Annotated in this window: 23 protein-coding genes; 9 read left to right on the top strand and 14 right to left on the bottom strand. The window is 57.6% G+C overall.

Going from position 1 to position 23757, the window contains the following annotated elements:
- Positions 1–6: 6 nt before the first annotated feature.
- Complete coding sequence (locus tag COL8621_RS03040; RefSeq protein WP_093965844.1) at positions 7–264, bottom strand: DUF167 domain-containing protein; 258 nt, start codon at positions 262–264, stop codon at positions 7–9.
- A 164-nt stretch (positions 265–428) separates the two neighbouring features.
- On the opposite strand from COL8621_RS03040, the gene COL8621_RS03035 reads away from it, so the two are divergent.
- Both COL8621_RS03035 and COL8621_RS03030 read left to right on the top strand, forming a co-directional pair.
- The gene (locus COL8621_RS03035; protein WP_093965843.1) at positions 429–1007 is read left to right on the top strand and encodes a nitroreductase family protein; all 579 of its coding nucleotides are present in this window, start codon (positions 429–431) and stop codon (positions 1005–1007) included.
- Positions 1004–1720, top strand: a complete 717-nt coding sequence (locus COL8621_RS03030) for an EI24 domain-containing protein (protein ID WP_093965842.1) — start codon at positions 1004–1006, stop codon at positions 1718–1720. Before COL8621_RS03035 ends, COL8621_RS03030 begins: the two co-directional genes overlap by 4 nt.
- On the opposite strand, the gene COL8621_RS03025 is transcribed toward COL8621_RS03030, so the two are convergent.
- The gene (locus tag COL8621_RS03025) at positions 1659–1952 is read right to left on the bottom strand and encodes a DUF1467 family protein (RefSeq protein ID WP_093965841.1); all 294 of its coding nucleotides are present in this window, start codon (positions 1950–1952) and stop codon (positions 1659–1661) included. The genes COL8621_RS03030 and COL8621_RS03025 overlap by 62 nt on opposite strands.
- A complete protein-coding gene (gene mce, locus COL8621_RS03020) occupies positions 1952–2356 on the bottom strand; it encodes a methylmalonyl-CoA epimerase (RefSeq protein ID WP_093965840.1) in 405 nt (134 codons plus the stop codon). Before mce ends, COL8621_RS03025 begins: the two co-directional genes overlap by 1 nt.
- A gap of 143 nt (positions 2357–2499) precedes the next feature.
- Between mce and COL8621_RS03015 the strand changes: the two genes are divergently transcribed.
- Positions 2500–3216: a response regulator gene (locus COL8621_RS03015; protein ID WP_093965839.1), complete on the top strand. Its 717-nt coding sequence runs from the start codon at positions 2500–2502 to the stop codon at positions 3214–3216.
- Positions 3217–3227: 11 nt separating this feature from the next.
- Here COL8621_RS03015 and COL8621_RS03010 read toward each other — a convergent pair whose 3' ends face one another.
- The 5 genes from COL8621_RS03010 to aspS all read right to left on the bottom strand — a co-directional run bounded on the left by COL8621_RS03010 (position 3228) and on the right by aspS (position 9477).
- Positions 3228–3941, bottom strand: coding sequence for a GNAT family N-acetyltransferase (locus COL8621_RS03010; protein ID WP_093965838.1), 714 nt, complete (start codon positions 3939–3941; stop codon positions 3228–3230).
- A gap of 65 nt (positions 3942–4006) precedes the next feature.
- On the bottom strand, positions 4007–5248 hold the full coding sequence (locus COL8621_RS03005) for a DUF1501 domain-containing protein (protein WP_093966888.1): 1242 nt from the start codon (positions 5246–5248) through the stop codon (positions 4007–4009).
- A 2-nt stretch (positions 5249–5250) separates the two neighbouring features.
- Entirely contained in the window at positions 5251–6630 is a 1380-nt protein-coding gene (locus COL8621_RS03000; RefSeq protein ID WP_235823715.1) for a DUF1800 domain-containing protein, read from the bottom strand.
- A 282-nt stretch (positions 6631–6912) separates the two neighbouring features.
- Positions 6913–7536, bottom strand: a complete 624-nt coding sequence (locus COL8621_RS02995; protein ID WP_141137813.1) for a DUF3885 domain-containing protein — start codon at positions 7534–7536, stop codon at positions 6913–6915.
- 165 nt (positions 7537–7701) lie between these two features.
- Positions 7702–9477: an aspartate--tRNA ligase gene (aspS, locus tag COL8621_RS02990; protein ID WP_093965836.1), complete on the bottom strand. Its 1776-nt coding sequence runs from the start codon at positions 9475–9477 to the stop codon at positions 7702–7704.
- 278 nt (positions 9478–9755) lie between these two features.
- Here aspS and COL8621_RS02985 point away from each other — a divergent pair, with 278 nt between their 5' ends.
- Positions 9756–10976, top strand: coding sequence for an SAM-dependent methyltransferase (locus COL8621_RS02985; RefSeq protein WP_093966886.1), 1221 nt, complete (start codon positions 9756–9758; stop codon positions 10974–10976).
- A 3-nt stretch (positions 10977–10979) separates the two neighbouring features.
- On the opposite strand, the gene COL8621_RS02980 is transcribed toward COL8621_RS02985, so the two are convergent.
- Entirely contained in the window at positions 10980–11651 is a 672-nt protein-coding gene (locus tag COL8621_RS02980) for a CPBP family intramembrane glutamic endopeptidase (protein ID WP_093965835.1), read from the bottom strand.
- 171 nt (positions 11652–11822) lie between these two features.
- Here COL8621_RS02980 and COL8621_RS02975 point away from each other — a divergent pair, with 171 nt between their 5' ends.
- Together COL8621_RS02975 and carB are read left to right on the top strand one after the other, a co-directional pair.
- Positions 11823–13103, top strand: coding sequence for a glycosyltransferase family 87 protein (locus tag COL8621_RS02975; RefSeq protein WP_141137812.1), 1281 nt, complete (start codon positions 11823–11825; stop codon positions 13101–13103).
- A 73-nt stretch (positions 13104–13176) separates the two neighbouring features.
- The gene (gene carB, locus COL8621_RS02970) at positions 13177–16404 is read left to right on the top strand and encodes a carbamoyl-phosphate synthase large subunit (RefSeq protein WP_093965833.1); all 3228 of its coding nucleotides are present in this window, start codon (positions 13177–13179) and stop codon (positions 16402–16404) included.
- Between the two features lie 289 nt (positions 16405–16693).
- Here the strand turns inward: carB and COL8621_RS02965 are convergent, their stop codons facing one another.
- Positions 16694–17392: a hypothetical protein gene (locus COL8621_RS02965; protein WP_093965832.1), complete on the bottom strand. Its 699-nt coding sequence runs from the start codon at positions 17390–17392 to the stop codon at positions 16694–16696.
- 256 nt (positions 17393–17648) lie between these two features.
- Here COL8621_RS02965 and yghX point away from each other — a divergent pair, with 256 nt between their 5' ends.
- Together yghX and COL8621_RS02955 are read left to right on the top strand one after the other, a co-directional pair.
- Positions 17649–18536, top strand: a complete 888-nt coding sequence (yghX, locus tag COL8621_RS02960) for a YghX family hydrolase (RefSeq protein ID WP_093965831.1) — start codon at positions 17649–17651, stop codon at positions 18534–18536.
- Between the two features lie 276 nt (positions 18537–18812).
- A complete protein-coding gene (locus tag COL8621_RS02955) occupies positions 18813–20045 on the top strand; it encodes a DEAD/DEAH box helicase (protein WP_235823714.1) in 1233 nt (410 codons plus the stop codon).
- 64 nt (positions 20046–20109) lie between these two features.
- Here the strand turns inward: COL8621_RS02955 and COL8621_RS02950 are convergent, their stop codons facing one another.
- Complete coding sequence (locus tag COL8621_RS02950; protein WP_093965829.1) at positions 20110–20565, bottom strand: hypothetical protein; 456 nt, start codon at positions 20563–20565, stop codon at positions 20110–20112.
- Positions 20566–20977: 412 nt separating this feature from the next.
- Between COL8621_RS02950 and COL8621_RS02945 the strand changes: the two genes are divergently transcribed.
- Positions 20978–21556 (top strand): thymidine kinase, encoded by a 579-nt coding sequence (locus tag COL8621_RS02945; RefSeq protein ID WP_093965828.1) that lies wholly within the window; start codon positions 20978–20980, stop codon positions 21554–21556.
- Here the strand turns inward: COL8621_RS02945 and COL8621_RS02940 are convergent.
- From COL8621_RS02940 to proC, 3 genes are read right to left on the bottom strand one after another with little or no spacing between them, the layout of a single operon-like run.
- Positions 21553–22509, bottom strand: a complete 957-nt coding sequence (locus COL8621_RS02940) for a 2-hydroxyacid dehydrogenase (RefSeq protein WP_093965827.1) — start codon at positions 22507–22509, stop codon at positions 21553–21555. The genes COL8621_RS02945 and COL8621_RS02940 overlap by 4 nt on opposite strands.
- Positions 22509–22847, bottom strand: a complete 339-nt coding sequence (locus COL8621_RS02935) for a tRNA-binding protein (protein WP_093965826.1) — start codon at positions 22845–22847, stop codon at positions 22509–22511. The genes COL8621_RS02940 and COL8621_RS02935 overlap by 1 nt, the downstream gene beginning before the upstream one ends.
- Positions 22844–23665 (bottom strand): pyrroline-5-carboxylate reductase, encoded by an 822-nt coding sequence (proC, locus tag COL8621_RS02930; protein ID WP_093965825.1) that lies wholly within the window; start codon positions 23663–23665, stop codon positions 22844–22846. Before proC ends, COL8621_RS02935 begins: the two co-directional genes overlap by 4 nt.
- Positions 23666–23757 lie beyond the last annotated feature (92 nt).

The raw sequence follows: 23757 nt of genomic DNA, 5'->3' as shown, positions 1-23757 counted from the left end.
CGCGGCTTAGTCCAGCACGATAAACACCTTATCGCGCGAGGTTTGGCCCCGCACCAGACGCAGCCGCGTCTTTGGCACACCCACGGCCTTTGCCAACAGTTTAACGACCGCCGCGTTGGCCTTGCCGCCCTCTGGCACCGTTGTCACATAAACGCGCAGGCCGCCCTTTTCCTGTTTCACGGCGTTGCGCGATGCTTTGGGCGTGACGCGCAGTGCGATTTCGGTTCCGGGTGCGGAAAGATGCGAAAGGTCGGGGTTGGTCATTGTCGTCCCTTGGGGGTGATCTGACACGAAAATGCGGGGGCAATGCAGGAAAGACCACAGATTTCCCCCGGAAGAACGCAGTTTCCAGCGTTACGGTGATTTCCGGGTTGAATTGCGCGCGCGCAACGCCGACATATTTCCCGAGTAAAAATATCGGAGATGCCATGCCAACCCCAAACCCCGCTGCGATGGAATTTTTGCTAAGCCGCCGTTCCCGACCGGCCAAAACACTTAGAGCACCGGTTCCGGCGCGAGCCGCGCTTGTCCCGATCTTAACCGCAGCGGCGCGCACTCCGGACCATGGCAAGTTGGAGCCTTGGCGGTTCATCGTTCTAGAAAGCGCAGCGACCGACCGTTTGGCCGCGCTGTCGGCTGAACGGGGTCAGGCGCTTGGCATGGATGCCGACCAAATTGAAAAGACGCGCAAATCTTTTGCTGATGCCGGGTTGATCGTTGCGGTGATCGCTGCGCCGAAACCTTCGGCCAAAGTGCCCGAGATTGAGCAGGTATATTCCGCCGGGGCGGTTTGTCTTGCGCTGGTCAATGCGGCGCTTGCCTCTGGCTGGGGTGCGAATTGGCTAAGCGGCTGGGCCTCGCACGACCGGGCATTTGTGGAACAGGGTCTTGGCCTTTCCGCAGACGAAAGCGTGGCGGGGTTCATTCATCTGGGCACCGAAACCTCGGCCCCGCCAGAACGCCCGCGCCCTGATCTGGATGCCATCACGAACTGGGTCAGCGAATGATTTTCAACGACTTTCTAAAGTCGATCGCCCAGCTAACCGACCGACGGTTTCGCAAGGTGCTTTGGCTTGGTATCGGGCTGACTCTGATCTTGTTGGCGGCAATCACCGCGCTTTTCGTTGGCCTGATCGGCTGGGCGGTTCCCGACGGGACGACGTTGCCGTTTATTGGCGAGGTTCGTTGGGTCGGTGATCTTTTATCATTCGCCGCCGTCGGCCTGATGATATTCCTGTCTATCTTTTTGATGGTGCCCGTTGCGTCGGCCTTTACCGGTCTGTTTCTGGACGAGGTCGCCGCCGCAGTAGAGGACCGGCATTATCCTCACCTGCCACCGGCCAAACCCGTTGGGTTTTACGAAGCGTTCAGGGAAAGCGTGAACTTTTTCGGCGTTCTGATCGCGGTTAACATCGTTGCGCTGATCTTTTACTTCTTCGTCGGCCCCTTCGCCCCGGTGCTGTTTTGGGTGGTGAACGGGTATCTGCTGGGCCGTGAATATTTTCAGATGGTCGCGGCACGACGCATCGGGAACACGGCGGCCACTGCTCTGCGCAAAAAGCACGGGCTTAAAATCTGGGCCGCCGGGATTTTGATGGCGATGCCGCTATCCGTACCGCTGTTGAACCTTTTGGTGCCCGTTTTGGGCGCCGCTACGTTCACTCATCAGTTCCACCGACTTTCTTTATCGTCAGGCGATTCAGCCCATCAAAGTCACTGACTTTGATCACACCGGACTGGATTGTCCCGGCAATGATCACCCAAAGCACGACCGCAATCATCGTGACGATTTTTGCGGTACGCTTTGGGTTAAAGTTTGCTGGGGCACCCGCGTGGGTGCCCGGCACCACCTCGCCTTCATCGCCCTGCGTTCGCAGCCGGATTGGCAGCGTGATGAACAACACCATGAACCAAATCACAGCGAACAGAACAATGGCCGAGGTGATCCCCATCAGACTTGCTCCAGCTCTACGAGTGTGCCGTTAAAGTCCTTTGGGTGCAGGAACAGAACAGGCTTGCCATGCGCACCGATCTTCGGCTCTCCGGTTCCTAGAACACGCGCACCGGATTCCTTCAATTTGTCGCGGGCCGCGATGATGTCATCGACCTCGTAACAGATGTGATGGATGCCACCGGCGGGGTTCTTTTCAAGGAAGCCTTTGATCGGGCTATCGTCACCCAGCGGGTACAACAGTTCGATCTTTGTATTGGGCAGTTCAATGAACACTACCGTCACGCCGTGATCCGGCTCATCCTGCGGGGCGTTGACCTTCGCACCCAGCGTGTTGGCATATTGCGCCGACGCGGCTTCAAGGTCCGGCACGGCGATGGCGACATGGTTCAGACGACCGATCATAGCAAACTCCTTTTCCTCCGTTGATGCAGGTTATGCTTTGCGGGCTGTGTTGCCGCAAGGGGGCCGCGCGAAATGCCGCGGCGTTTACCAAGCATTAGGCATTCCTGCGCTTTACTGCCCTTGATGATCAAAGAGTCGCAGCCATGACCAACAAACTGACCAACCTTCTTAATCAGCATCACAGCCAATCAGACCGCCCTCTTCTTGGGATGACGATTCTGGTTGTGGAAGACAGCCACTTCGCATCCGAAGCCATGCGGCTTTTGTGTCTGCGATCCGGTGCCCGGATCAGGCGCGCCGATTGTCTGCGTTCGGCACGGCGGCATTTGCAGGTTTATCGCCCCAGCGTCGCCATCATCGATTTGGGGCTGCCGGATGGTGCGGGTGAAAGCCTGATCGCCGAACTTGCCGCCACAACCCCACGCGTCGGCGCGATTTTGGCGACAAGCGGTGACGACGGGGCCGAACAACGTGCCCTGAATGCAGGGGCCGATGGCTTCTTGCCCAAACCGGTCGAAAGCCTTGCCGTGTTCCAACACGCCGTCCTGTCGCGCCTTCCGGAAGAAGATCGCCCCGTTGGTCTGCGCACCGTACGCGACGAAAGGATCAACCCCGATCCGTTCGCCTATCGTGATGATATGGTTCATATTTCCAGCGTCCTGGCAGCAAGCATGGACACGCAAACGTTGGACTATGTCTCTCAATTCCTGACGGGCGTTGCGCGGGCGGCCGCTGATAGCCCGCTGGAAGAGGCCGCCGTCTGCCTTGCCGAACGCCGCCAAGGTTTGGCAGCCCAGACTGCGTTAAGCCATTTAAGTGGGCTGGTCGAAGCGCGGATTAAGGCGGCAGGCCCGGTATAGGGTCTGCCCCGTCACAGCGCCGGGTCGTTCGCCGCGCGCACAAGCCCTGTCAGGTCAGCAAGGCGTTCAATCTGTTTCCTATCCGCGTCGAAGTTCGACGGGGCCAGCCAAGCCTCGAAGGCTTCTTTCAGTGCGGGCCATTCCTTGTCGATCACAGCGAACCAAGCCGTGTCACGGTTGCGTCCTTTCACGACGGTTGCTTGGCGAAACACACCTTCATAACTGAACCCAAGCCGCTGAGCGGCGCGGCGGGATTGGATGTTCAGCGCGTTGCATTTCCATTCATACCGGCGATAGCCCGCCTCAAATGCCCAGCGCATCATCAGATACATCGCCTCTGTCGCGGCGCGGGTGCGTTGCAGGGCCGGAGAGAAATTGATGTACCCCACTTCGATCGACCCTGCCTCGGGGGCGATCCGCAAGAAACTGGCCTGCCCGGCGAAGCGCCCGGTTTCAAGATCTTTGATCGCATAGAAATAGGGATCGCTGCTGGCGGCCGCTTCAACGGCCCAGCGATGAAACGAGGCCGACGAATGGAACGGGCCGTCTGGCATGTAATCCCACAGGGAATCATCAACGGCATAGGCTGTGTGAAGGTCAGCGGCGTGTTGGCCTGCCGTCAGCTTTTCAAGGCGCGCGTATTGTCCTTCAAGCACGACCTCGTTCGGGCGTGGCGGCGGCACCCAGTCTGTTACTGGCGCACCAAGGCTCCGATCTTGTGACACGGCTTTGCCTCCCTCACTGTCTGTTCGTTCGATTTAATCGGAACAGAGTGACCGAGGGAAGGTGTTTAAAGAATGATGCGCCCCACTCCGCCCATATCAAGACCGGGAAAAACAGCCGTTTCCAACACATGCCTATCCAGCCCGAACAAGCCCTGCATGGCCGATGCGGCATAGGCGCGGACGTCTTCGGTTGGTGTTAGGTCGCGCCCCTTGTAAAGATCCGCCAGCGCCAAGCCCGGCCAGTTGCCCCAGACCTGCCCGCCGCGCAGGGCACCGCCCGCCATGATCATCGCGCCGCCCGTTCCGTGGTCGGTGCCGCCAGACCCGTTTTCACGCACCGTGCGGCCAAATTCGGTCATGGCAAGAACCGTTGTCTGGCCCCAGACGGACCCCAACCCCTGTTTCAGCGCAAGGATCGTATCGGAAAGCTGCGACAGTGGCTTTTTCAGGCCGTTCGACTGGTTGTTATGCGTGTCCCACCCGTTGATCGAGAACGAGGCGATGCGGGTTTCCTCCAGCAAGCGATTAATCGCGAAATTGACGACCTTCAGATGGTTTTCGCCACGCGCAACGGCCATCATCTGTGATTGCATTTCTGCAGCGCTGTTATCGGTTTCTGGGTCAAAGACCCCGGCGTTGGCTTGGGTGCTTTCGGCAATATCGACCGCTTCGTTCAGGGCTTCGCGAAACAGCGGGTCATTGTGCGACACTTTCGCCAACAGCTTTTTGGCCTGCGGCGACAACGAAAGGCGCGCATCGGGTGACCAGCTTGAAACCTCGGCATCGCCAGACAGGATCAGCAATTCGTCTTGCCCGATGGCATAGGCGGTTTGGGCGCTTAGCCCCGGAACGGCCTGCAACATGCGGTTCAGCCAACCGTCGCGGATTTGGGTATTGCCAAAATCGAACCCGGTTCCGGCCTCTAGCAAATCTTGACCATCGAAATGGCTGCGTTTGTCGCGGTAAGGGGTGGAAACGGCATGGGCGAAGCCAAGTTCACCTTTCAGCCAAAGCCCAGTCAGTGGCGACAACCCCGGGTGCAGCGAAAAGAACCCGTCAAGGTCGGTCGCGCCGCCTGCTTCGCCGAACCGCAACCGTTTGCGCGTTGAGGCAAATTCCGGGTCACCATAGGGCTGCACGACGTCCAGCCCATCCATCGCGCCCCGCAGGATGATGACCACCAGCCGCTGATCCCAAGGAGCCGCTGCCAAGGTGACCGGCGTCAGAAACGGCGACGCCGCAGCCGAACATCCAACGGCGACAGAGCGGGCCAGAAAACGGCGGCGGGATATGGCGGATGATGCCATCGTCATCTCCTTTGGAAGTCGGGTGAGGACAGGATCAGGCCAATCCCGATAGCCCGTGTTTCGGCCGCATTCGCCGCAAATCGCAAGTCGCCGCTGGCGGCACCACCCAGCGCGGAATCGACAAAAACGCGCGGATCGGGCAACGCCGGGCTTAGCAATGCGGGGGCCGACATGGCCCATTGGATGCGCCCTGCCATGCCCTGTGGTGTCACCCATTCTTCGGCGGCTTCTGGCCAACCGTCAGGCCCTGTGGGGTTTTCCCAATTTTGCCCCATCACGCGCATGGGCAGGTTCAGCAATGCTCTGGTCCGTTTCCAATCCAGTTTCAGAAGCTCTTCGGATGGGATGTCCAGCGCGCGCAGCGATGCGGCGACAAAATCAAAGGGCTGGCGCACCTTGGACAGCGTCGGCGCCCATGCCGAAGGATGTTCCAGCATGGCCGCATAGGTCGCCAGCAAATCGCCCCCCGACCCTGTGTAGGCCGCCACCATATGCGTCAGCAGTGCTTCGTCGGGGTGGTCCGATACGAAATGAGTGGCGATCTTACGCGTGATATGATGCGCCGTGGCGGGGTGAACGGCCAGATCATCCAGCACGGCATAGATGTCATCCATCTTGGGCGTATCGCTGCCATAGGTATTTCCCAGAACGCTTAGCGCGCCGGGTTCGGCAAAATAGGGGCGGAACAGGAAACCCTTTTCGGCCGTGAACGACATGCCCGTAAAAAGCTTTGCCAATTCATGCACATCTGTCTGGGAATAATCGGCATCCACGCCAAGCGTGTGGAGTTCGATCACCTCACGAGCAAGGTTTTCGTTCATCCCCCGATTGGTGGCCAGCGCCGCCTTCGAGTTCGGCCCCGCCGACGTCGCTTGATCAAGATAGTTCAGCATCATCACATGCGTCGTGGCCGCCTTAAGCAACGCGCCAAAAGAGCCTGTCATGTTCGGGCGGATGGCTTCCTCCACATAGGTGGAAACCGAGTTGCGCAAGATATCGGTTTTGCCTTTGACGGTGAAATGGTCTGCCCAGAACCTGGTCAAACGCTCGCGGAAGCCGTCGGTTGTATCGATCGACCGTCGAAAGGCTGCGTTCAGGAAATGCTGCTGATTGTCGCGCGCCGTCTTGCGCAAATCGCGTACCGTTGTCAGCGCCTCCAGCCCTTCTGGGGAGTCCTTCTTTTCTTTGCGCACCTTCTGCAGCTTGCGGATTTCCCACAGAACAGGAAGCACTTCTTTGAATTCATCAATCGGATGCCGTGCTGCCATATCGTCGCGCGACTGCAAGCGGCGCAGAATATCATCAACATCCTTGGGGCCAGACCGCCTGACGCTTATGCCAGTGCCAAATCGCACCTCGGCAAGGTCTGTGAATTTCATCATCTGTGGAACCTCTGCCAGTGACCTGTCTTCTTAATCAGGTAACTCATGCTAATTTTAACCATTCCCGCGAACGAATGTCGCCCCTGCTTTTGCACGCGCAGCGTTTAAGCCAAAAGGAGCCGACCCTTATGGCGAAAGTGAGGCGCGCGCGCCTGTATAACATGGGGCCGAAGCCCCCAAAAACAAAAAGGCGGCCGCAAGGGCCAGCCCATTGCAGTAAAAGGTGCATTTGAGAACCAAGGCTGGCTCGAAGCGCAATGACCGCTTCGAGCCCAGACCTACCTACAACTTATCCGATCTACTCGACATCCAAGTGCTGTAGGTATTTTCGAGTTGAGTAACTTTACCGGGCTGCAAACTGATGATGTCGAAGCCTCCATCATACGGCGCAAACACAGTTTGAGCACCTTCGGAAAACAAAACTGCTCGTTCTCGATCTTCAGCGATCTCTCGAAAAAGCCCGTCCAAAGAGCTTCGCGTCCATTCCGCGCGGGATGCAAAAAATGACCATTCCTGTTGATCTGCCGGCGCTTCGTCCTTGTCGATCCAAACCATTACTTTCGACATATTCATGCGAGTAGGGAGATCATTGTCTTCTAAGGCAAATTCCGAGAGGCATCCGGTAGCAATCCAGACAGGTGGCTGTTGCTCAAAACACTCTGCCGCGAGAGTGTTGGCTCGTTCGAGAATAATGCCAAATTCTTCGTCACATTCTGCATACCGTTTGGAGTCAGGCAGCGCGTGGAACCGCGTCCAATTTTGGAAGTAGTCGTGCCTCAGCACATGCCCCAGAGGTGGGCTCCTCCCAAAGGATCGCCGCCACGCTTTGGAGAACTCATTTTGCTCAACTCTGGCTTCGTTTGCTGGCATGCAGTTTGAATAAACTATTTCTACGAACGGCGGCAATGTCCCGCTTAGGCGACATTCAGCGCGGGCAGCTCCCGAAGTTTTCTTCGGGAGCTAACGTTCTATATGGCGGAGTGCCCAAAAGGCGATGAAACCCAGGCTGCACTATGTACTGCAATGGGCTGGCCGCAAAGGCCCCCTTCCCGTTTCGCCAACGAAGGGCGGTTAGTCTTGTTCGATAACGCGCAGCGACAGTTCGCGTAGCTGTTCGTTCAACGGCTCGCTTGGGGCGTTCATCATCAGGTCTTCGGCGCGTTGGTTCATCGGGAACATGATGACCTCGCGGATGTTGGCCTGATCGGCCAGAAGCATCACGATACGGTCGATCCCAGCAGCACAACCGCCGTGGGGCGGAGCGCCGTATTTGAACGCGTTGACCATGCCGCCAAAGCGCTTTTCGACTTCGTCCTTGCCGTAACCGGCCAGTTCGAACGCTTTGTACATGATTTCCAGCTTGTGGTTCCGGATCGCGCCAGACACCAGTTCGTACCCGTTACAGGCCAGATCGTACTGATAGCCCAGAACTTCCAACGGATCACCGTTCAGCGCGTCCATCCCGCCCTGCGGCATAGAGAATGGGTTGTGGCTGAAGTCGATCACGCCGGTTTCGTCGTCTTTTTCGTACATCGGGAAATCGACGATCCAGGCGAAGGCGAACCGGTCTTTATCGGTCAGGCCCAGTTCGTTGCCGATTTCAACACGCGCGCGGCCTGCGACAGCTTCGAATGCGTGCGGTTTGCCACCAAGGAAGAAGGCCGCATCGCCCTTGCCAAGGCCAAGCTGCTGGCGGATGGCTTCGGTTCGTTCGGGGCCGATGTTCTTGGCGAGCGGGCCGGCCGCCTCTAGGCCGTTTTCACCGTCGCGCCAGAAGATATAGCCCATGCCGGGCAGGCCTTCTTTTTGCGCGAAGGCGTTCATGCGGTCGCAGAATTTGCGGCTGCCGCCTTTAGGTGCTGGGATGGCGCGGATTTCGGTGCCTTCCTGTTCCAGCAGCTTGGCGAAGATCGCAAAGCCGGAATCGCGGAAGTGTTCGGAAACCACCTGCATCTTGATCGGGTTACGCAGGTCGGGCTTGTCCGTGCCGTACCAAAGTGCCGCGTCTTTATAGCTGATCTGGGGCCAGTGTTTATCAACCGTGTGGCCGCCGCCGAATTCTTCGAACACGCCTTCGATGACCGGCTGGATCGTGTCGAATACGTCCTGCTGCTCAACAAACGACATCTCTAGGTCAAGCTGGTAGAAGTCGGTCGGCGAACGGTCGGCGCGCGGGTCTTCATCACGGAAGCACGGCGCGATCTGGAAGTATTTATCGAAGCCAGAAACCATGATCAGCTGTTTGAACTGCTGAGGGGCCTGTGGCAGCGCATAGAACTTACCGGGGTGCAGACGCGACGGCACAAGGAAGTCGCGCGCGCCTTCGGGGCTGGATGCGGTGATGATTGGCGTCTGGAATTCGCGGAATTCGCGATCCCACATGCGCTTGCGGATCGACGATACAACGTCCGAACGCAGCTTCATGTTGTTCTGCATCACCTCGCGGCGCAGATCGAGGTAGCGATAGCGCAGGCGGGTTTCTTCGGGGTATTCCTGATCACCGAACACCATCAACGGCAGTTCGTCAGCAGCGCCCAGAACTTCGATGTCACGGATGAAGATTTCGACTTCGCCGGTGGGCAGCTTGGGGTTGATCAGGCTTTCGTCACGCGCCTTCACTTCGCCATCGATGCGGATACACCATTCAGAGCGGACCTTTTCCACCTCGGCAAAGACCGGGCTGTCGGGGTCGGCCAAGACTTGCGTCACGCCGTAATGGTCGCGCAGGTCGATGAACAGGATGCCGCCGTGGTCGCGTACCCGGTGGACCCAGCCAGACAGGCGGACCGTCTGGCCGACGTTCGATTTATTCAGTTCGGCGCAGGTGTGGCTGCGAAAGGCGTGCATGATCGTCCCTCGGACTTAATTCTAGTGTCGCGCCGATACACCTTTCCTAAGCGCCAAAGTCAAGGGACGGTGCGGCATTTCCCCCGCGCATTAAGGCCAAAAGGCCAACAAACCCGTTCAAGATAGGCCATAGCCCGCGCAGCCGCCCTGCCCTTCTTTACTTACACATCAAAGGTCTTAAACTTTATCCCTGCAACCATAAAATCGGGCGAAACGCCCATTGGGGAAGGTCGAGCAACGCAATTTCGGCGGGTCACTATGGCCCGATGGGGGTGCAAATGTGGGACCGATTACTTGACGAAATGCTTTCGCGGCTGATCCGCAAGGGTGGGCTGACGCTGACGCTGGCCGATGGAACGACGCGCGCTTACGGCGATGGTGGCGTTCATGTTCGCCTGCACACCGCGGATTTGCCACGCCGGATATTGCTTGGCCCAGACATGGCCCTGGGCGAGGCTTATATGGACGGCACGCTAACGATCGAAGGCGATGATTTGCACGGTTTTCTGGGTCTTTTGCTTAGAAACCGGGGCGAAGGCAGCAGCCACTGGACGATTCAGTTAAACCTTGCCCTGCGCAAACTGGCCCGCCGTTTGCAGCAATATAACCCCATCGGCAAAGCCCAAGCCAACGTCGCCCATCACTATGACCTGTCCGGCGCGTTGTATGATTTGTTTCTGGACGCGGACAAGCAATATTCCTGTGCCTATTTCCAGCATCCCGACGACACGCTGGAACAGGCCCAAGCCCAGAAAAAGGCCCATATCGCCGGAAAGCTATTGTTGGAACCTGACATGCAGGTGCTGGACATCGGCTGTGGCTGGGGCGGTATGGCGCTTACGCTGGCGCGGGATTACGGCGTGCGGGTTCTGGGTGTGACCCTTTCCGAAGAACAGCACAAGGTCGCCAGCGCACGCGCCAAAGCAGCCGGGCTAAGTGATCGGGTGGAATTTCGGCTGATCGACTATCGCAAGGTGGACCAGACCTTTGACCGGATCGTTTCGGTCGGCATGTTTGAACATGTTGGCGTGCCCCATTACCGCGAATATTTCAGCCATGTACATGACAAGCTGAACGACGACGGTGTCGCTCTGATCCATACGATTGGGCGGTCCGACCCGCCGGGTTCAACCAGCCCTTGGGTGCTGAAATACATCTTTCCGGGTGGCTATGTGCCATCAATGTCGGAAGTCATGACCGCCGTCGAAAAAGAGGATCTGTTCACCACCGATGTCGAAGTGTGGCGCCTGCATTACGCCGAAACCTTGCGCCATTGGCATGATAGCTTTGTCGCCAACATCGATCAGGCGCGCGCGCTTTATGATGAACGGTTCTGCCGGATGTGGCGTTATTACCTTGTCGCTAGCGAGTTGACGTTCCGGTTACACCATCAGGTGGTTTTCCAGTTTCAACTGGCGCGCAAACAGGATGCGGTGCCGTTAACGCGCGATTACCTGTACCACGACAGGACGCTGACCATGCATCGCGCGGCGGAATAACCTTTAGAACGGGCGCACCACGTTGCCGGAATAAAAGAACACGCCAAGCCCCACGGTGAAGATGATCCAGCCCGCGATGGAATGCAGCAGCACCGCCATCGCGAAACTGCGCCGTGCTTCGTACATCCATGCGAAAATCACGCCGCCGGCAAATGTCATTAGGGCAACGATCCAGCTCCAATACATCAAATGCGCAAGCGAAAAGACGCCCGCGTTCAACAGGATCGCAGCAGAGGTGTTGGGCAACAGGGGGCCATAGCGGCGAAAGAACAGCGGCCGAAACACCACCTCTTGGGGAAGGGCTGATAGGATCGGATAGAAGACAAGGATCATCAGCATCAAAACCGGCTGTTCGCGCGGTAGGAACAAGAACGCCTCGGGGACGAATTTGAAAACGACGCTGACGGCAATCAGCAGTGTGATCAGCGTGAAACCTGTGACCACCTTCCAATCGATGGCCTTCATATTTCGCGAAAGTTCTTGCCAGTGAAACCCTTCGGTAACGTGAAGCAGCACTACGCCCAGCGCAGTGACCAAAAACAGGACCGAAAACATCATCTGTGCCGGAAGCAAGACCGCCATCGCGATAGGTGCCGCGATGAAAAGGCCAATGAATTCAGCCCACAGCACCCCACGCGGGAAAGGCCGCGCACGTACAAAACCGGTTCGTTCCATCACTTACTTTCCCTCGTGGCGCGTTGTGTCTAGCGCGAAGATGCAACGATTTTTCGGCATCATTTTGACAGGACTATACATGGTGGTGGCATTGCACCAAAAAAGGCCCGTCCGCTTATTTTCCTTTTTCATGACGCTCGAATTTTGAGCGCGCTGCCAAGAGTTATCCTTTTGCAAAAACAAATCGATATGAAAGTCGTTGTCGGGCTGATCTGCCTTGCGGCGTGGTGCGCGATGGAAATTACGACGCTGTGGAATGTGGTTCCGCCGGATTTGGCAGCGCTGTATTTTGCGGGCAAGTTTTTTGCCAACGGACAGACCGATCTGATTTACGCCGCGCCCGAGGGTTTTTTCGGCGGCACGCCACCGCAATGGGTTGATCCGATCGCGGCGTCTGGATTGGGCGATCAGGTCGTATTCCCCTATATCTATCCGCCGCTTTGGGCCGCTGTTCTGGCGCCACTTTCGAACGCGATGGCGCCGCACGCCTTTTTCAATCTGTTCGCGCTGATCGAGATTCCGATGATCGCGGCCTCTTCTATACTGGCGTGGCGGCTGGTGCGTCGTTTTACGATGCCGTTCTGGGCTTGGCTGCTGGTCAGCGTTGGGTTGCTTGCGACCTCTGCGATCTCGGCGGCGGCTATCGTGCAGCTTCAACCGCAAATCATCGTGGTGTTTCTGACGTTGCTTGCCTTTGAACGGTATCAAAGCAAACAGTGGGTGCTGGCCGGTGTTCTGCTGGGCGTTGCCGCAATGTTTAAGCTGACGCCCGCCGGTCTTGCCCTTATCTTTTTGCTGAATCGCCAGTGGCGCAGCTTTGCCGGCTTCGTGATTACCTGCGCTGTGATCGCAATTCTTGGTTTGGTCGTGGTTGGCGTTGACCTGCATCTAGAATTTTTGAATGCGATTGATGGCGTGAAAAGCGTGATGTTCATCACCCCGATCAACTTTTCGATGCAGACTTCTGTGTACGCCGCACTGGCCGCATTGGGTTTAACGCCCCCAGCGGACCTAACCGGGCACAATACGCTGCTGTTTGGTGTCCCGACTGTGGTGTCTGTTACAACGAAGGTGATGTTTGCCGTCGCGCTTGTCTGGCTGATCCGTGTTACGGCCCAAGAAACATCGGAACGCCGCCTGCCCGTCCAGCTTTTTTGCCTGACTTTGCTGATCAGCCTGTTTGGCCCGCTTAGCTGGGCCCACTACTTTTTGGTTCAGCTGGTGATGCTGCCTGCACTGGTCGGTTTTCTGGCGAAACGCGCTGGGGTGATTCTTTTGCTGATCACGGCTTTTGTCACCAGTGAGGTGGTCTACGTCATGCTTACGGAAACATTTTCCAATGACCTGTTCATTGTGGTCCCAATGTCGTGCTTCTTGTTGCTATTGTTCGTTGCCGTGGTAACTAAACGTCCGCGACATGATGAAATTAAGCAGGCTGGCGTGCCAACGTAACGCTGCTTGGGGCTTGCGCCTCGTTCCGTCATGTCTATAACGCCCTGCAATTTGCCATTCCGAGGGACGGGACATGCCTAAAAGAACCGATATCAGCAGCATCATGATCATCGGCGCAGGTCCCATTATTATTGGGCAAGCGTGCGAGTTCGATTATTCCGGCGCTCAAGCGTGTAAAGCGCTGCGCGAAGAAGGGTACCGGGTTATCCTGGTAAACTCGAACCCGGCCACCATCATGACAGACCCCGATATGGCCGATGCGACCTATATCGAACCCATCACCCCCGAAGTCGTCGCCAAAATCATCGAGAAAGAGCGCCCCGATGCGTTGCTTCCGACGATGGGCGGTCAGACTGGCCTGAACACATCGTTGGCGTTGGCCGACATGGGGGTGCTGGAAAAATTCAACGTGGAACTGATCGGCGCAAAGCGCGAAGCCATTGAAATGGCCGAAGATCGCAAACTGTTCCGCGAAGCGATGGACCGTCTGGGCATCGAAAACCCGAAAGCCACCATCGCCAACACGTTGGAAGAATGCATGGCCGCGCTGGAAGATGTGGGCCTGCCCGCAATCATCCGCCCTGCATTCACCCTTGGCGGCACCGGCGGTGGCGTTGCGTATAACCGTGACGATTATGAACACTTCTGCCGCACCGGCCTTGATGCCAGCCCCGTTAATCAAATCCTGATCGACGAGTCGCTGCTGGGCTGGAAAGAGTACGAGATGGAGGTGGTGCGCGACACTGCCGACAACGCGATCATCGTCTGCGCCATCGAAAACGTCGATCCAATGGGCGTGCACACGGGTGATTCCATCACCGTGGCCCCTGCCCTGACGCTGACTGACAAAGAATATCAGATCATGCGGACGCATTCGATCAACGTGCTGCGTGAGATCGGCGTAGAAACCGGTGGGTCGAACGTTCAGTGGGCTGTGAACCCTGCCGATGGCCGCATGGTCGTGATCGAAATGAACCCACGCGTGTCGCGCTCATCCGCGTTGGCGTCCAAGGCGACGGGTTTCCCGATTGCCAAGATCGCCGCAAAGCTGGCCGTGGGTTACACGCTGGACGAGTTGGACAACGACATCACCAAGGTCACGCCGGCATCGTTCGAACCGACGATCGACTATGTCGTCACCAAGATCCCGCGCTTTGCGTTTGAGAAATTCCCCGGCTCTGAACCCGTCCTTTCGACCGCGATGAAATCGGTGGGCGAAGCGATGTCGATTGGCCGCACGATCCATGAGTCGCTGCAAAAAGCGCTGGCATCGATGGAAACCGGCCTAACCGGCTTTGACGAGGTCGAAATCGAAGGCGCGCCAGACAAAGCAGCCGTGATCAAAGCGATCAGCGTTCAAACGCCCGACCGCATGCGCACGATTGCGCAGGCCATGCGCCACGGTCTGACCGACGATGAAATCCACGCGGCTACCATGTTCGACCCATGGTTCCTTGCCCGCATCCGCGAGATTGTCGAAACTGAAGCAGAGGTTCGCAAAGAAGGTCTGCCCGTTACCGAAGACGGCTTGCGCCAGCTTAAGATGATGGGCTTCACCGATGCGCGCCTTGCAACGCTGACGGGCCGCGACGAAGCCCAAGTGCGCCGTGCGCGTCAGAACCTTGGCGTGACCGCCGTGTTCAAACGGATCGATACCTGCGCCGCCGAATTTGAGGCTCAGACGCCCTATATGTATTCCACCTACGAAGCCCCCGTTATGGGCGAGGTGGAGTGTGAGGCACGCCCAAGCGACCGCAAGAAGGTGGTTATCCTTGGGGGTGGCCCGAACCGTATCGGCCAAGGGATCGAATTTGATTATTGCTGCTGCCACGCGTGTTTCGCGCTGACAGAAAGCGGTTATGAAACGATCATGGTCAACTGTAACCCCGAAACGGTTTCCACCGACTATGACACCTCGGACCGGCTGTATTTCGAACCGCTGACGTTCGAACATGTGATGGAAATCCTGCGCGTAGAGCAGCAGAACGGCACCCTGCACGGCGTTATCGTTCAGTTCGGCGGTCAGACCCCGCTGAAACTGGCCAACGCGCTGGAAGAGGAAGGCATTCCAATCTTGGGCACCACGCCCGATGCCATCGACCTTGCCGAAGACCGCGAACGCTTTCAGGCGCTGGTCAACAAGCTGGGCCTGAAGCAGCCAAAGAACGGCATCGCATCGACCGACGCGCAAGCGCTGGCCATTGCCGAGGAAATCGGCTTCCCGCTTGTGATCCGCCCATCCTATGTTCTGGGTGGCCGCGCGATGGAAATCGTGCGCGATATGGCGCAGCTTGAACGTTACATCAAAGAGGCCGTGGTGGTTTCGGGCGACAGCCCCGTCTTGCTTGACAGCTATCTGTCTGGCGCGACCGAGATTGACGTTGACGCGCTGTGTGACGGTGAAAAGGTCCACGTGGCTGGCATCATGCAGCACATCGAAGAAGCGGGCGTCCATTCCGGCGATAGCGCCTGTTCGCTGCCCCCCTATTCGCTTTCGGCTGAGATTATCGAACAGCTTCACCGGGAAACCGAAGCACTGGCGCTGGCGCTGGGTGTGGTTGGCCTGATGAACATCCAGTTCGCAGTCAAAGACGGCGACATTTATCTGATCGAGGTAAACCCACGTGCATCGCGCACCGTGCCGTTTGTGGCGAAGGCTGTGAACAGCCCCATCGCCTCGATCGCGGCGCGCGTTATGGCGGGTGAAAAGCTGGACTCGTTTGAACTGGTCGATCCGAACATCGAACGTTTCGCGGTGAAAGAGGCGGTTCTGCCCTTCGCCCGCTTCCCCGGTGTTGATACGATCCTTGGCCCTGAAATGCGTTCCACCGGCGAAGTCATGGGGTCCGACGTCAACTTCGCCCGTGCCTTCCTGAAGGCGCAGATGGGTGCGGGTGTTGAACTGCCGACCGAAGGCAATGTCTTCTTCTCGATCAAGGATGCAGACAAGACGCCTGCGCTGATCGAAACCGCCAAGACGTTGATCCAGATGGGCTTCCTGATCGTCGCAACACGCGGCACGGCGGCCTTCCTTGAAGGGCACGACATTGCCTGTGAAGTGGTCAACAAGGTCTACGAAGGCCGCCCAAACATCGTGGACATGATGAAAGACGGTAAGATCGCATTGGTCATGAACACGACCGAAGGCGCGCAAGCCGTCGAAGACAGCCGTGAAATCCGCGCTGTGGCGCTTTATGACAAGATCCCATACTTCACCACGGCCGCTGCCAGCCACGCAGCTGCGATGGCAATGAAAAGCCGCGAAGAGGGTGAAGTTAGCGTTAAGCCCCTGCAAGGCTAACGCACAGCGCGATTAAAAACAGAACGCCGCCTTTTCGTACCCACGAAGGCGGCGTTCTTGCTTTTCATTCACGCGCGTTTTTTCTAGCGTGCCTGAACCAATCACAAAGAAACGGAACCTGTGTAATGATTAAAGCCCTGTTGGCCCTCTCTGCCCTTTTGATGTTGTCTGCCTGCGGCGTGCCGTTGGTTCCGCTGATCTAAGCAGTCTGACCTTTCCGCCACAGCACGCACAAACGCAAAAGGCCGGCTAACGCCGGCCCTTTCTGTATCATCCTATCCCCAAGTGATTAGAGGCCCGGGATCTGCTCCAGAAAACCGCGTCGACCGAAGGTCACGCCACCATCGGCACCAAAGCGGTATTTCGCACCGATGCCGACATAGGCTTCAGCGTCGTCCCCAATCTCGACAGAGCCGACCTGACCGAACAACTCAATGCCCTGAGCCATCCGGTAATCAACAGTGAACGCATAGCGCGACACGTCCGAACCGCCATCGATATCCGCAAGGTCATAGGACGCCGACAAACCCCAGTTTTCGGAAACTGCGAACCGACCGTAAAGGCCAACAAGAGTGCCGTCGTTATCGCCATCCAGATAACCCAAATACGCTTCGGTATCGAAAACCTGCGTCTGGCTTCCGCCTTCGATGCCGTAGAAATCCAAATCAGCATCGGCGACTTTATCCATGCCGTAAAACGCACCAACGGATACGACGGGGCCGACGTTGTAAATTGCGTGCAGCGTCACGTTCTGCCCGTCTTCATTTGCGAAGTCGAAATTAAAGTGGCTTAGATCCAACTGTGCCGCAAACTTCTGAGTGAAGCCGATTTCCACAGAACCCTGAAGGGCCGTGCGCGACAGATCGGTTTCTTCGGGAAATGTGGAATATCCCAGCTGAACTTCGCCGCCGTTAAGCTCAAGCGCTGCAGCGGGCTGCGCAAAAAGGGCGGTCACGGCTGTGGCTGCGAGGGTAAGAAGCGGTTTCATGAGAACTCCGTACAAAGTTTGCTGGTCTAGCGTGATCAAGATGCGCGCTCTAACGGCAGAGTAAATGGCTTTTTCCGTCTTTCCCCTGACAACGCTTCAGATAGTTTGCAAAGGTTGTTCAGTCGCCACATTCGCCCAGTGTGGAAGGGCTGTTTGAAGCAACGCGCGCCCCGCTCTCGAAACGTTGAAGGCACCGTCGTTTTCCTGTTGCCGCTCTTGCGTTACCCTAGGGCAGGTATTTTCCCAGGAGGGGCCAATGCAACGCAAGAAAGCCAGTGATTTTGACCCACGCATTCTAGAACTGTTCGATGGGTACGTGCATGGCAAGATGACCAAGCGCGAATTTCTAAGCAACGCAACAAAATACGTCGCCGCCGGAGTCAGCGCGGCGGCGGTACTGGAAAGCCTTCAGCCTAATTACGCCTTGGCAGAACAGGTCTCGCCAGACGACCCCACGATTGAAACCGAAGTGATCGAATATAATTCGCCCGATGGAAATGGCACCATCAAGGGGCTGTTGGCCCGCCCCGCCGGTGCCGAAGGCCCGCTTGGCGCGGTTTTGGTGGTACACGAAAATCGTGGCCTTAACCCCTATATCGAAGATGTGGTGCGCCGTGTGGCCAAGGCTGGGTATCTGGCGCTTGGCCCCGATGGGCTGTCCCCGCTTGGCGGCTATCCCGGAACCGACGAAGAAGGGCGCGAAATGCAGCGCCAGATCGACAGCACCAAGCTGATGGAGGATTTCTTTGCAGGGTTCGAATATGTCCGCGATCATCCGCTAAGCAACGGCAAGGCCGGGGCGGTTGGGTTCTGTTACGGTGGCGGCGTGTGCAACGCCTTGGCCGTGGCATATGACGACATGGCATGTTCCGTACCGTTCTACGGACGCCAACCAACAGCGGCAGACGTTCCGGCCATTCAGGCGCCACTGTTGCTCCACTATGCGGGGTTGGATGAACGGGTGAACGCAGGCTGGCCCGATTACGAGGCCGCGCTGAAGGCAAATGGCAAAACCTATACCGCGCATATTTACGACGGCGCGAACCACGGTTTCCACAACGACACCACGCCCCGTTATGACGCCGAAGCCGCCGAACTGGCGTGGGAGCGTACACTGGCGTTTTTCGCCGCTCACTTGGCATAGCGATACGGGCGCGCCCTTGACTTAGCGCCCTCTAACGCGCATGTGTCCCCTAACCCGACGCCCTGCTGCCGCGTGAGCAGCCCAATCTGGCGTCGGATCATGGGGCACATGCCCCACCCCAAGGTTCCCATTTCACGCAGGGTCCCGTCGGACTGGCAGCTTACGGGCAATACGGCCCAAGGCGATGCTATGTCCGCAACCCATGCTGTTGCCGGCCCAATTGGGCTGTGCACTTCCCTAACGGGTGGCTGCGGTCACCCTTTGAAAGGTTGTCACTTGACTGACTTCTCTATGCTCGGCCTTGCGCCGCGCCTTTTGTCCGCCCTCGAAGCACAGGGTTTTACTGATCCCACGCCAATTCAGGCGCAGGCAATTCCACACATCCTTGAAGGCCGTGACCTGATGGGCCTTGCCCAAACCGGTACGGGTAAGACGGCTGCGTTTGGCCTTCCGCTTATTCACGGGCTGATGGAAAACGGCGGCAAGCCCGATCCGAAATCGGTGCGCGCCCTTATTCTGGCCCCAACGCGCGAACTGGTGAACCAGATCGCCGATAACCTGTCGACCTTTGTGACCAAGACACCGATCAACATCGCATGCGTTGTTGGCGGCGCGTCGATCAACAACCAGATCAAGCGGCTTAACCGCGGTGCTGACATCCTTGTCGCCACACCGGGCCGTCTGCTGGACCTGATCGACCGCAAGGCCCTGACATTGAACAAGACCGGCTTTTTGGTGCTGGACGAAGCCGACCAGATGCTTGATCTGGGCTTCATCCACGCGCTGCGCCAGATTTCTAAGTTCCTTCCGAAGGAACGTCAGACCCTTCTGTTTTCGGCCACCATGCCCAAACAGATGAATGAAATCGCCCAGACCTATCTGGATCGCCCCGTGCGCGTTCAGGTTAGCCCTCCGGGTAAGGCCGCCGACAAAGTCACGCAATGCGTTCACTTTGTTGAGCAGTCCGCAAAGTCTGCCAAACTAAAACAGCTGCTTGCAGATCATTCTGACGAGCTGACGCTTGTTTTCGGGCGCACCAAGCACGGTTGTGAACGCCTGATGAAACAGCTTGATGCGGCTGGCTTCTCTGCCGGGTCCATCCACGGCAACAAAAGCCAAGGTCAGCGCGAGCGGACATTGAAAGCGTTCCGTGACGGCAAAATCAAAGTTCTGGTTGCAACAGACGTGGCCGCCCGTGGCATCGACATTCCCGGCGTGGCGCATGTTTACAACTATGACCTACCGAATGTGGCCGAAAACTATGTGCACCGCATTGGCCGGACCGCGCGCGCAGGTGCTGACGGCGCTGCTGTTGCCTTCTGTTCGCCTGATGAAATCGGCGAACTGCGCAGCATCGAAAAGGTAATGGGCATTTCTATCCCCGTTGCATCCGGTCAACCGCCTGCGGAAGAGCAAAAGCCCAAGCGTAAAGGCCCTTCTGGCAACAAAGGGCGTGGTCGCCGGCCTCAGCGAGGCCGCGGCGGCAAAGGCCAACGGATGGCCGCGTAAAAACAATGGGGCGCCCGTTTCGGAGCGCCCCATTTCATTTGCTGTGTATTGAAAGCAGCCGCGATTAGGTCGCTTCTTCTTCCAAATGCAATTTCATATCCAAAAGCACACGCTGTAGGGCTGTGGTTTCCCGCAGCAAACGCTTTGCCTCGTTGATGGTGATAATGCCGTCTTCGATCGACTGGCTGTATTCGCCCATCAACATCGCGAACCGCTGCGACAACGCCACGACGTCAGAGTTGATTCCTCCGCCCTCAGAATTGCGGCGTTCCTGGTCATACGACAGGGTTATCCCCTGCAGTTCAGCCAGCGCCGTGGTTACGTGAGGGAAACGTGCTGCACCCTCAAGTGCCGCTACGGCATCTATCGGCATAAACCGATCTGCGTGCTCCTCCGCATCTGAATAATAGCGTCCCAGCGTCGCTTTTGATCGCCCTGTCAAAGTACACGCGGCTTCGATTCCCACGTCTTTGACCAGCGCTTCACTGTGTTTCTTAAGGTAATTTCCTACACCCGCCATCACTGATTGCCCGCTGTTGCGTCCTGATATTTCGTGCGGGGAATACCCGCTCCCTTTTCCCATTAATGTGCCTGAAGCCATTTGTCATATATAAATAAGTCCTCGGATAAGGGGATTGGTGCGAGTAACCGGCGTCCCCAGCGTTGGTTTGTGGTGGGGGCCAGCTGCCTTTCGTCCATGGGAGACGAGGCTTCCGGGCGACCGGATCAATGGTAGCGGCCCCGTCCCATAGTTAAAGGTGTGTATGTTAAACGGTTCTTCGGGTTCGGTTGTCTTCCCCAGATCAACCTGTCATCGAGCCTGAGTTTTTTACCCCGAAGCCAGCAGTCCCAGTGACTGTCTGGCAACGGGGGATGGCCCCCACCCGCATCCAAGACTTGATCGCAGCGTTCTTGGACGTAATAACCGGGTCATGGCAAAGCTCTATTTCAACTATTCCACTATGAATGCAGGGAAATCTACTGTCCTGCTTCAGGCTTCCTACAACTATCGTGAACGCGGCATGCAAACGTTTTTGCTGACCGCTCAGCTTGATAATCGGGCCGGCGAAGCGCGTATCGCGTCCCGTATTGGCATCGGCGAAGCCGCGGAAACCTTTGACCAAAACACCGATCTTTTTGCCGTCATTCGCGCCCGTTTGGCCGATGGCCCCTGCGCCTGCATCTTCATCGACGAAGCGCAATTTCTGACAAAAGAGCAGGTCTGGCAGTTGGCCAGAACGGTCGACGATCTGAAAATTCCGGTGATGTGTTACGGCTTGCGCGTTGATTTCAGGGGTGAACTTTTTCCCGGATCTGCCGCCTTGTTGGCCCTTGCCGATGAAATGCGAGAAGTAAGAACGATTTGCCATTGTGGTAAGAAAGCCACAATGGTCGTGCGCATGGGCGGCGATGGCAATGCGCTGCGCGAAGGGGCGCAAGTTCAAATCGGCGGCAATGAGACTTACGTTTCACTTTGCCGCCGACATTGGCGTGAGGCCGTCGAAACCTAAACCACGTCAGCAGGCGTTTTCCCGCTTAGAAACGCGCGCACGTTATCCACCGCCCGCATCCCCATCGCTTCGCGCACTTCCAGCGCGGCGGTGCCAAGGTGCGGCAACAAGGTAACGTTCGGCAGGGCTTGCAGCGCCTCTGGCACGTCGGGTTCAAACTCGTACACATCCAACCCTGCGCCCGCGATTCGCCCCGACTGAAGCGCCGCGATAAGCGCGGCCTCTTCAACAACGTCGCCTCGGGCGATGTTCACAAAATGCGCTGTGGGTTTCATTGCGTTGAATTCATCGGTGCTGAACAGATGGTGTGTCGCAGGGCTGCCCGGCACGGCCATGACGACCATATCCGCAGCCTTCGCAACCTCGCCGATTGTGGAAAGCTGGGTCGCTGGCACACCCACATCCGAAACGGTTGAGCGGTTGAAGAACACGACATCCATGTCGAACCCGAAATGGCACCGTTTCGCGATGGCTTTGCCGATGCGCCCCATGCCAACCACCCCCAACGTTTTGCCCGTCACGTGCTGGCCAAGCATTTGGGTTGGGTGCCACCCCTCCCACTTGCCCGAACGCACCAGCCGCTCGCCTTCGGCGGCACGGCGGCAGGTCATCAAGATTAGCGTCAAGGCGATATCAGCTGTCGCGTCTGTTACCGCGCCCGGCGTGTTGGTCACCGTAATGCCCTTGGCCCGCGCAGCATCCGCATCGATGTGGTTATACCCAACGCCGAAATTCGCCAGCAGCTTGGCGCGCGGTTCTTCAACTTTGTTCAGCACGTCGGCCGAGAACATGTCGCGCAGTGTCGGCAATACAATGTCATAGTCGGTCAGCGCGGCGATCATCTCTGGCTCTGTCAGCGGCAAGGTGTCTTGGCGAACGGTCACATCCGCCAATTCGCGGGCGGCATCACAAACGGTTTCGGGTAAGGGCCGCGTAATAAACAGTTTTTGCATCAAAACATCCTTCCACCGATGGGCACGTCTTTGTCCGGCACCAACAGCACAACTTCGCCAGCGTCATCAGGCGCACCCAGCACCAGAACCTCTGACATGAATTTACCGATCTGGCGGGGTGGAAAATTCACCACCGCCATCACGCGTTTTCCAGGCAACGTTTCCGGCGCATAATGCGCCGTGATCTGGGCCGAGCTTTTCTTCTCTCCAATCTCGGGGCCGAAATCCACCCACAGCTTGATCGCGGGTTTGCGGGCCTCTGGATAGGGTTCGGCGCGGGTGATTTGCCCCACGCGGATATCGACCTTCAGAAAGTCATCGAAGCTGATCTCAGTCATTTCCCCAACTCCCTGCTGCGGTCGGCTGCGGCTTTGACCGCGCGTTTCAACAAGCGCGGAAAGCCCGTTTCCGGGTCCATCAACACCTCAAGCGCGGCGGCCGTTGTGCCATTGGGCGAGGTTACGTTGACCCGCAACTGCGTTGGATCACCGGCGGCCTGTTCAGCCAGATGCCCAGCGCCCCCCACGGTTGCTTTTGCCAGTTTCATGGCCAGTTCGGGCGAAAGCCCTTCGGCCTGCCCTGCGGCAGCAAGCGTTTCGATTAGGTGGAACACATAGGCCGGGCCAGACCCAGACACCGCCGTAACCGCATCCATCTGCCCTTCATCATCAAGCCTGACGGTCTGACCAACTGCGGAAAGCAACGCCTCGGCCAATTGAACCTGCGCTTCGTCGGCGAATTGGTTGCCGATAAGGGCCGTAATTCCGCGCGAAACGGCGGCTGGGGTGTTGGGCATCGCCCGGATGATTGGTGTTTCTTTGCCCAGCACCCGCTCGTAATACGAAATCGGTGTGCCAGCGGCGACCGACAGAAACAGAGTACGGCCATTTCCTAGGGGGGTAAGAACCGGCAACGCCTCGTCCATCATTTGCGGCTTCACCGCCACCAGAACAATCGCCGGGTCGTCTGGCAGATCTGAATTCAGATGCAGCCCGCGCTGTGCCAGCCCTGTCAGCCAATCAGACGGGTAAGGATCTTTCACCCAAACAGACGCTTCAGGTAGGCCGCTTTTCAGCCACCCCTCCAACATCGCAGAGCCCATCTTTCCGCAGCCCAGCAATACCAGCCCGCGCGCGCTGACGTCGTTCATATCCATAGTGTCCCCCGGTCCATTTCGCGCGCAGGTTAGGCGCGTGGGCTAAGGGCATCAATGGGCAGAAGACTTATTCAGAACCGCGAATGAACACT

Origin of the sequence: Actibacterium lipolyticum, assembly GCF_900184935.1 — a bacterium.
Taxonomy (GTDB): domain Bacteria; phylum Pseudomonadota; class Alphaproteobacteria; order Rhodobacterales; family Rhodobacteraceae; genus Actibacterium_A; species Actibacterium_A lipolyticum.
Note: the sequence above shows the minus strand (reverse complement) of the source record. Positions and strands in the feature narration are given on the sequence as shown.

Coding starts and splice junctions, on each gene's coding strand:
- COL8621_RS03040 (WP_093965844.1), bottom strand. CDS start 264: ATGACCAACCCCGACCTTTCGCATCTTTCCGCACCCGGAACCGAAATC.
- COL8621_RS03035 (WP_093965843.1), top strand. CDS start 429: ATGCCAACCCCAAACCCCGCTGCGATGGAATTTTTGCTAAGCCGCCGT.
- COL8621_RS03030 (WP_093965842.1), top strand. CDS start 1,004: ATGATTTTCAACGACTTTCTAAAGTCGATCGCCCAGCTAACCGACCGA.
- COL8621_RS03025 (WP_093965841.1), bottom strand. CDS start 1,952: ATGGGGATCACCTCGGCCATTGTTCTGTTCGCTGTGATTTGGTTCATG.
- mce (WP_093965840.1), bottom strand. CDS start 2,356: ATGATCGGTCGTCTGAACCATGTCGCCATCGCCGTGCCGGACCTTGAA.
- COL8621_RS03015 (WP_093965839.1), top strand. CDS start 2,500: ATGACCAACAAACTGACCAACCTTCTTAATCAGCATCACAGCCAATCA.
- COL8621_RS03005 (WP_093966888.1), bottom strand. CDS start 5,248: ATGGCATCATCCGCCATATCCCGCCGCCGTTTTCTGGCCCGCTCTGTC.
- COL8621_RS03000 (WP_235823715.1), bottom strand. CDS start 6,630: ATGATGAAATTCACAGACCTTGCCGAGGTGCGATTTGGCACTGGCATA.
- aspS (WP_093965836.1), bottom strand. CDS start 9,477: ATGCACGCCTTTCGCAGCCACACCTGCGCCGAACTGAATAAATCGAAC.
- COL8621_RS02985 (WP_093966886.1), top strand. CDS start 9,756: ATGTGGGACCGATTACTTGACGAAATGCTTTCGCGGCTGATCCGCAAG.
- COL8621_RS02980 (WP_093965835.1), bottom strand. CDS start 11,651: ATGGAACGAACCGGTTTTGTACGTGCGCGGCCTTTCCCGCGTGGGGTG.
- carB (WP_093965833.1), top strand. CDS start 13,177: ATGCCTAAAAGAACCGATATCAGCAGCATCATGATCATCGGCGCAGGT.
- COL8621_RS02965 (WP_093965832.1), bottom strand. CDS start 17,392: ATGAAACCGCTTCTTACCCTCGCAGCCACAGCCGTGACCGCCCTTTTT.
- yghX (WP_093965831.1), top strand. CDS start 17,649: ATGCAACGCAAGAAAGCCAGTGATTTTGACCCACGCATTCTAGAACTG.
- COL8621_RS02950 (WP_093965829.1), bottom strand. CDS start 20,565: ATGGCGGGTGTAGGAAATTACCTTAAGAAACACAGTGAAGCGCTGGTC.
- COL8621_RS02945 (WP_093965828.1), top strand. CDS start 20,978: ATGGCAAAGCTCTATTTCAACTATTCCACTATGAATGCAGGGAAATCT.
- COL8621_RS02940 (WP_093965827.1), bottom strand. CDS start 22,509: ATGCAAAAACTGTTTATTACGCGGCCCTTACCCGAAACCGTTTGTGAT.
- COL8621_RS02935 (WP_093965826.1), bottom strand. CDS start 22,847: ATGACTGAGATCAGCTTCGATGACTTTCTGAAGGTCGATATCCGCGTG.
- proC (WP_093965825.1), bottom strand. CDS start 23,665: ATGGATATGAACGACGTCAGCGCGCGCGGGCTGGTATTGCTGGGCTGC.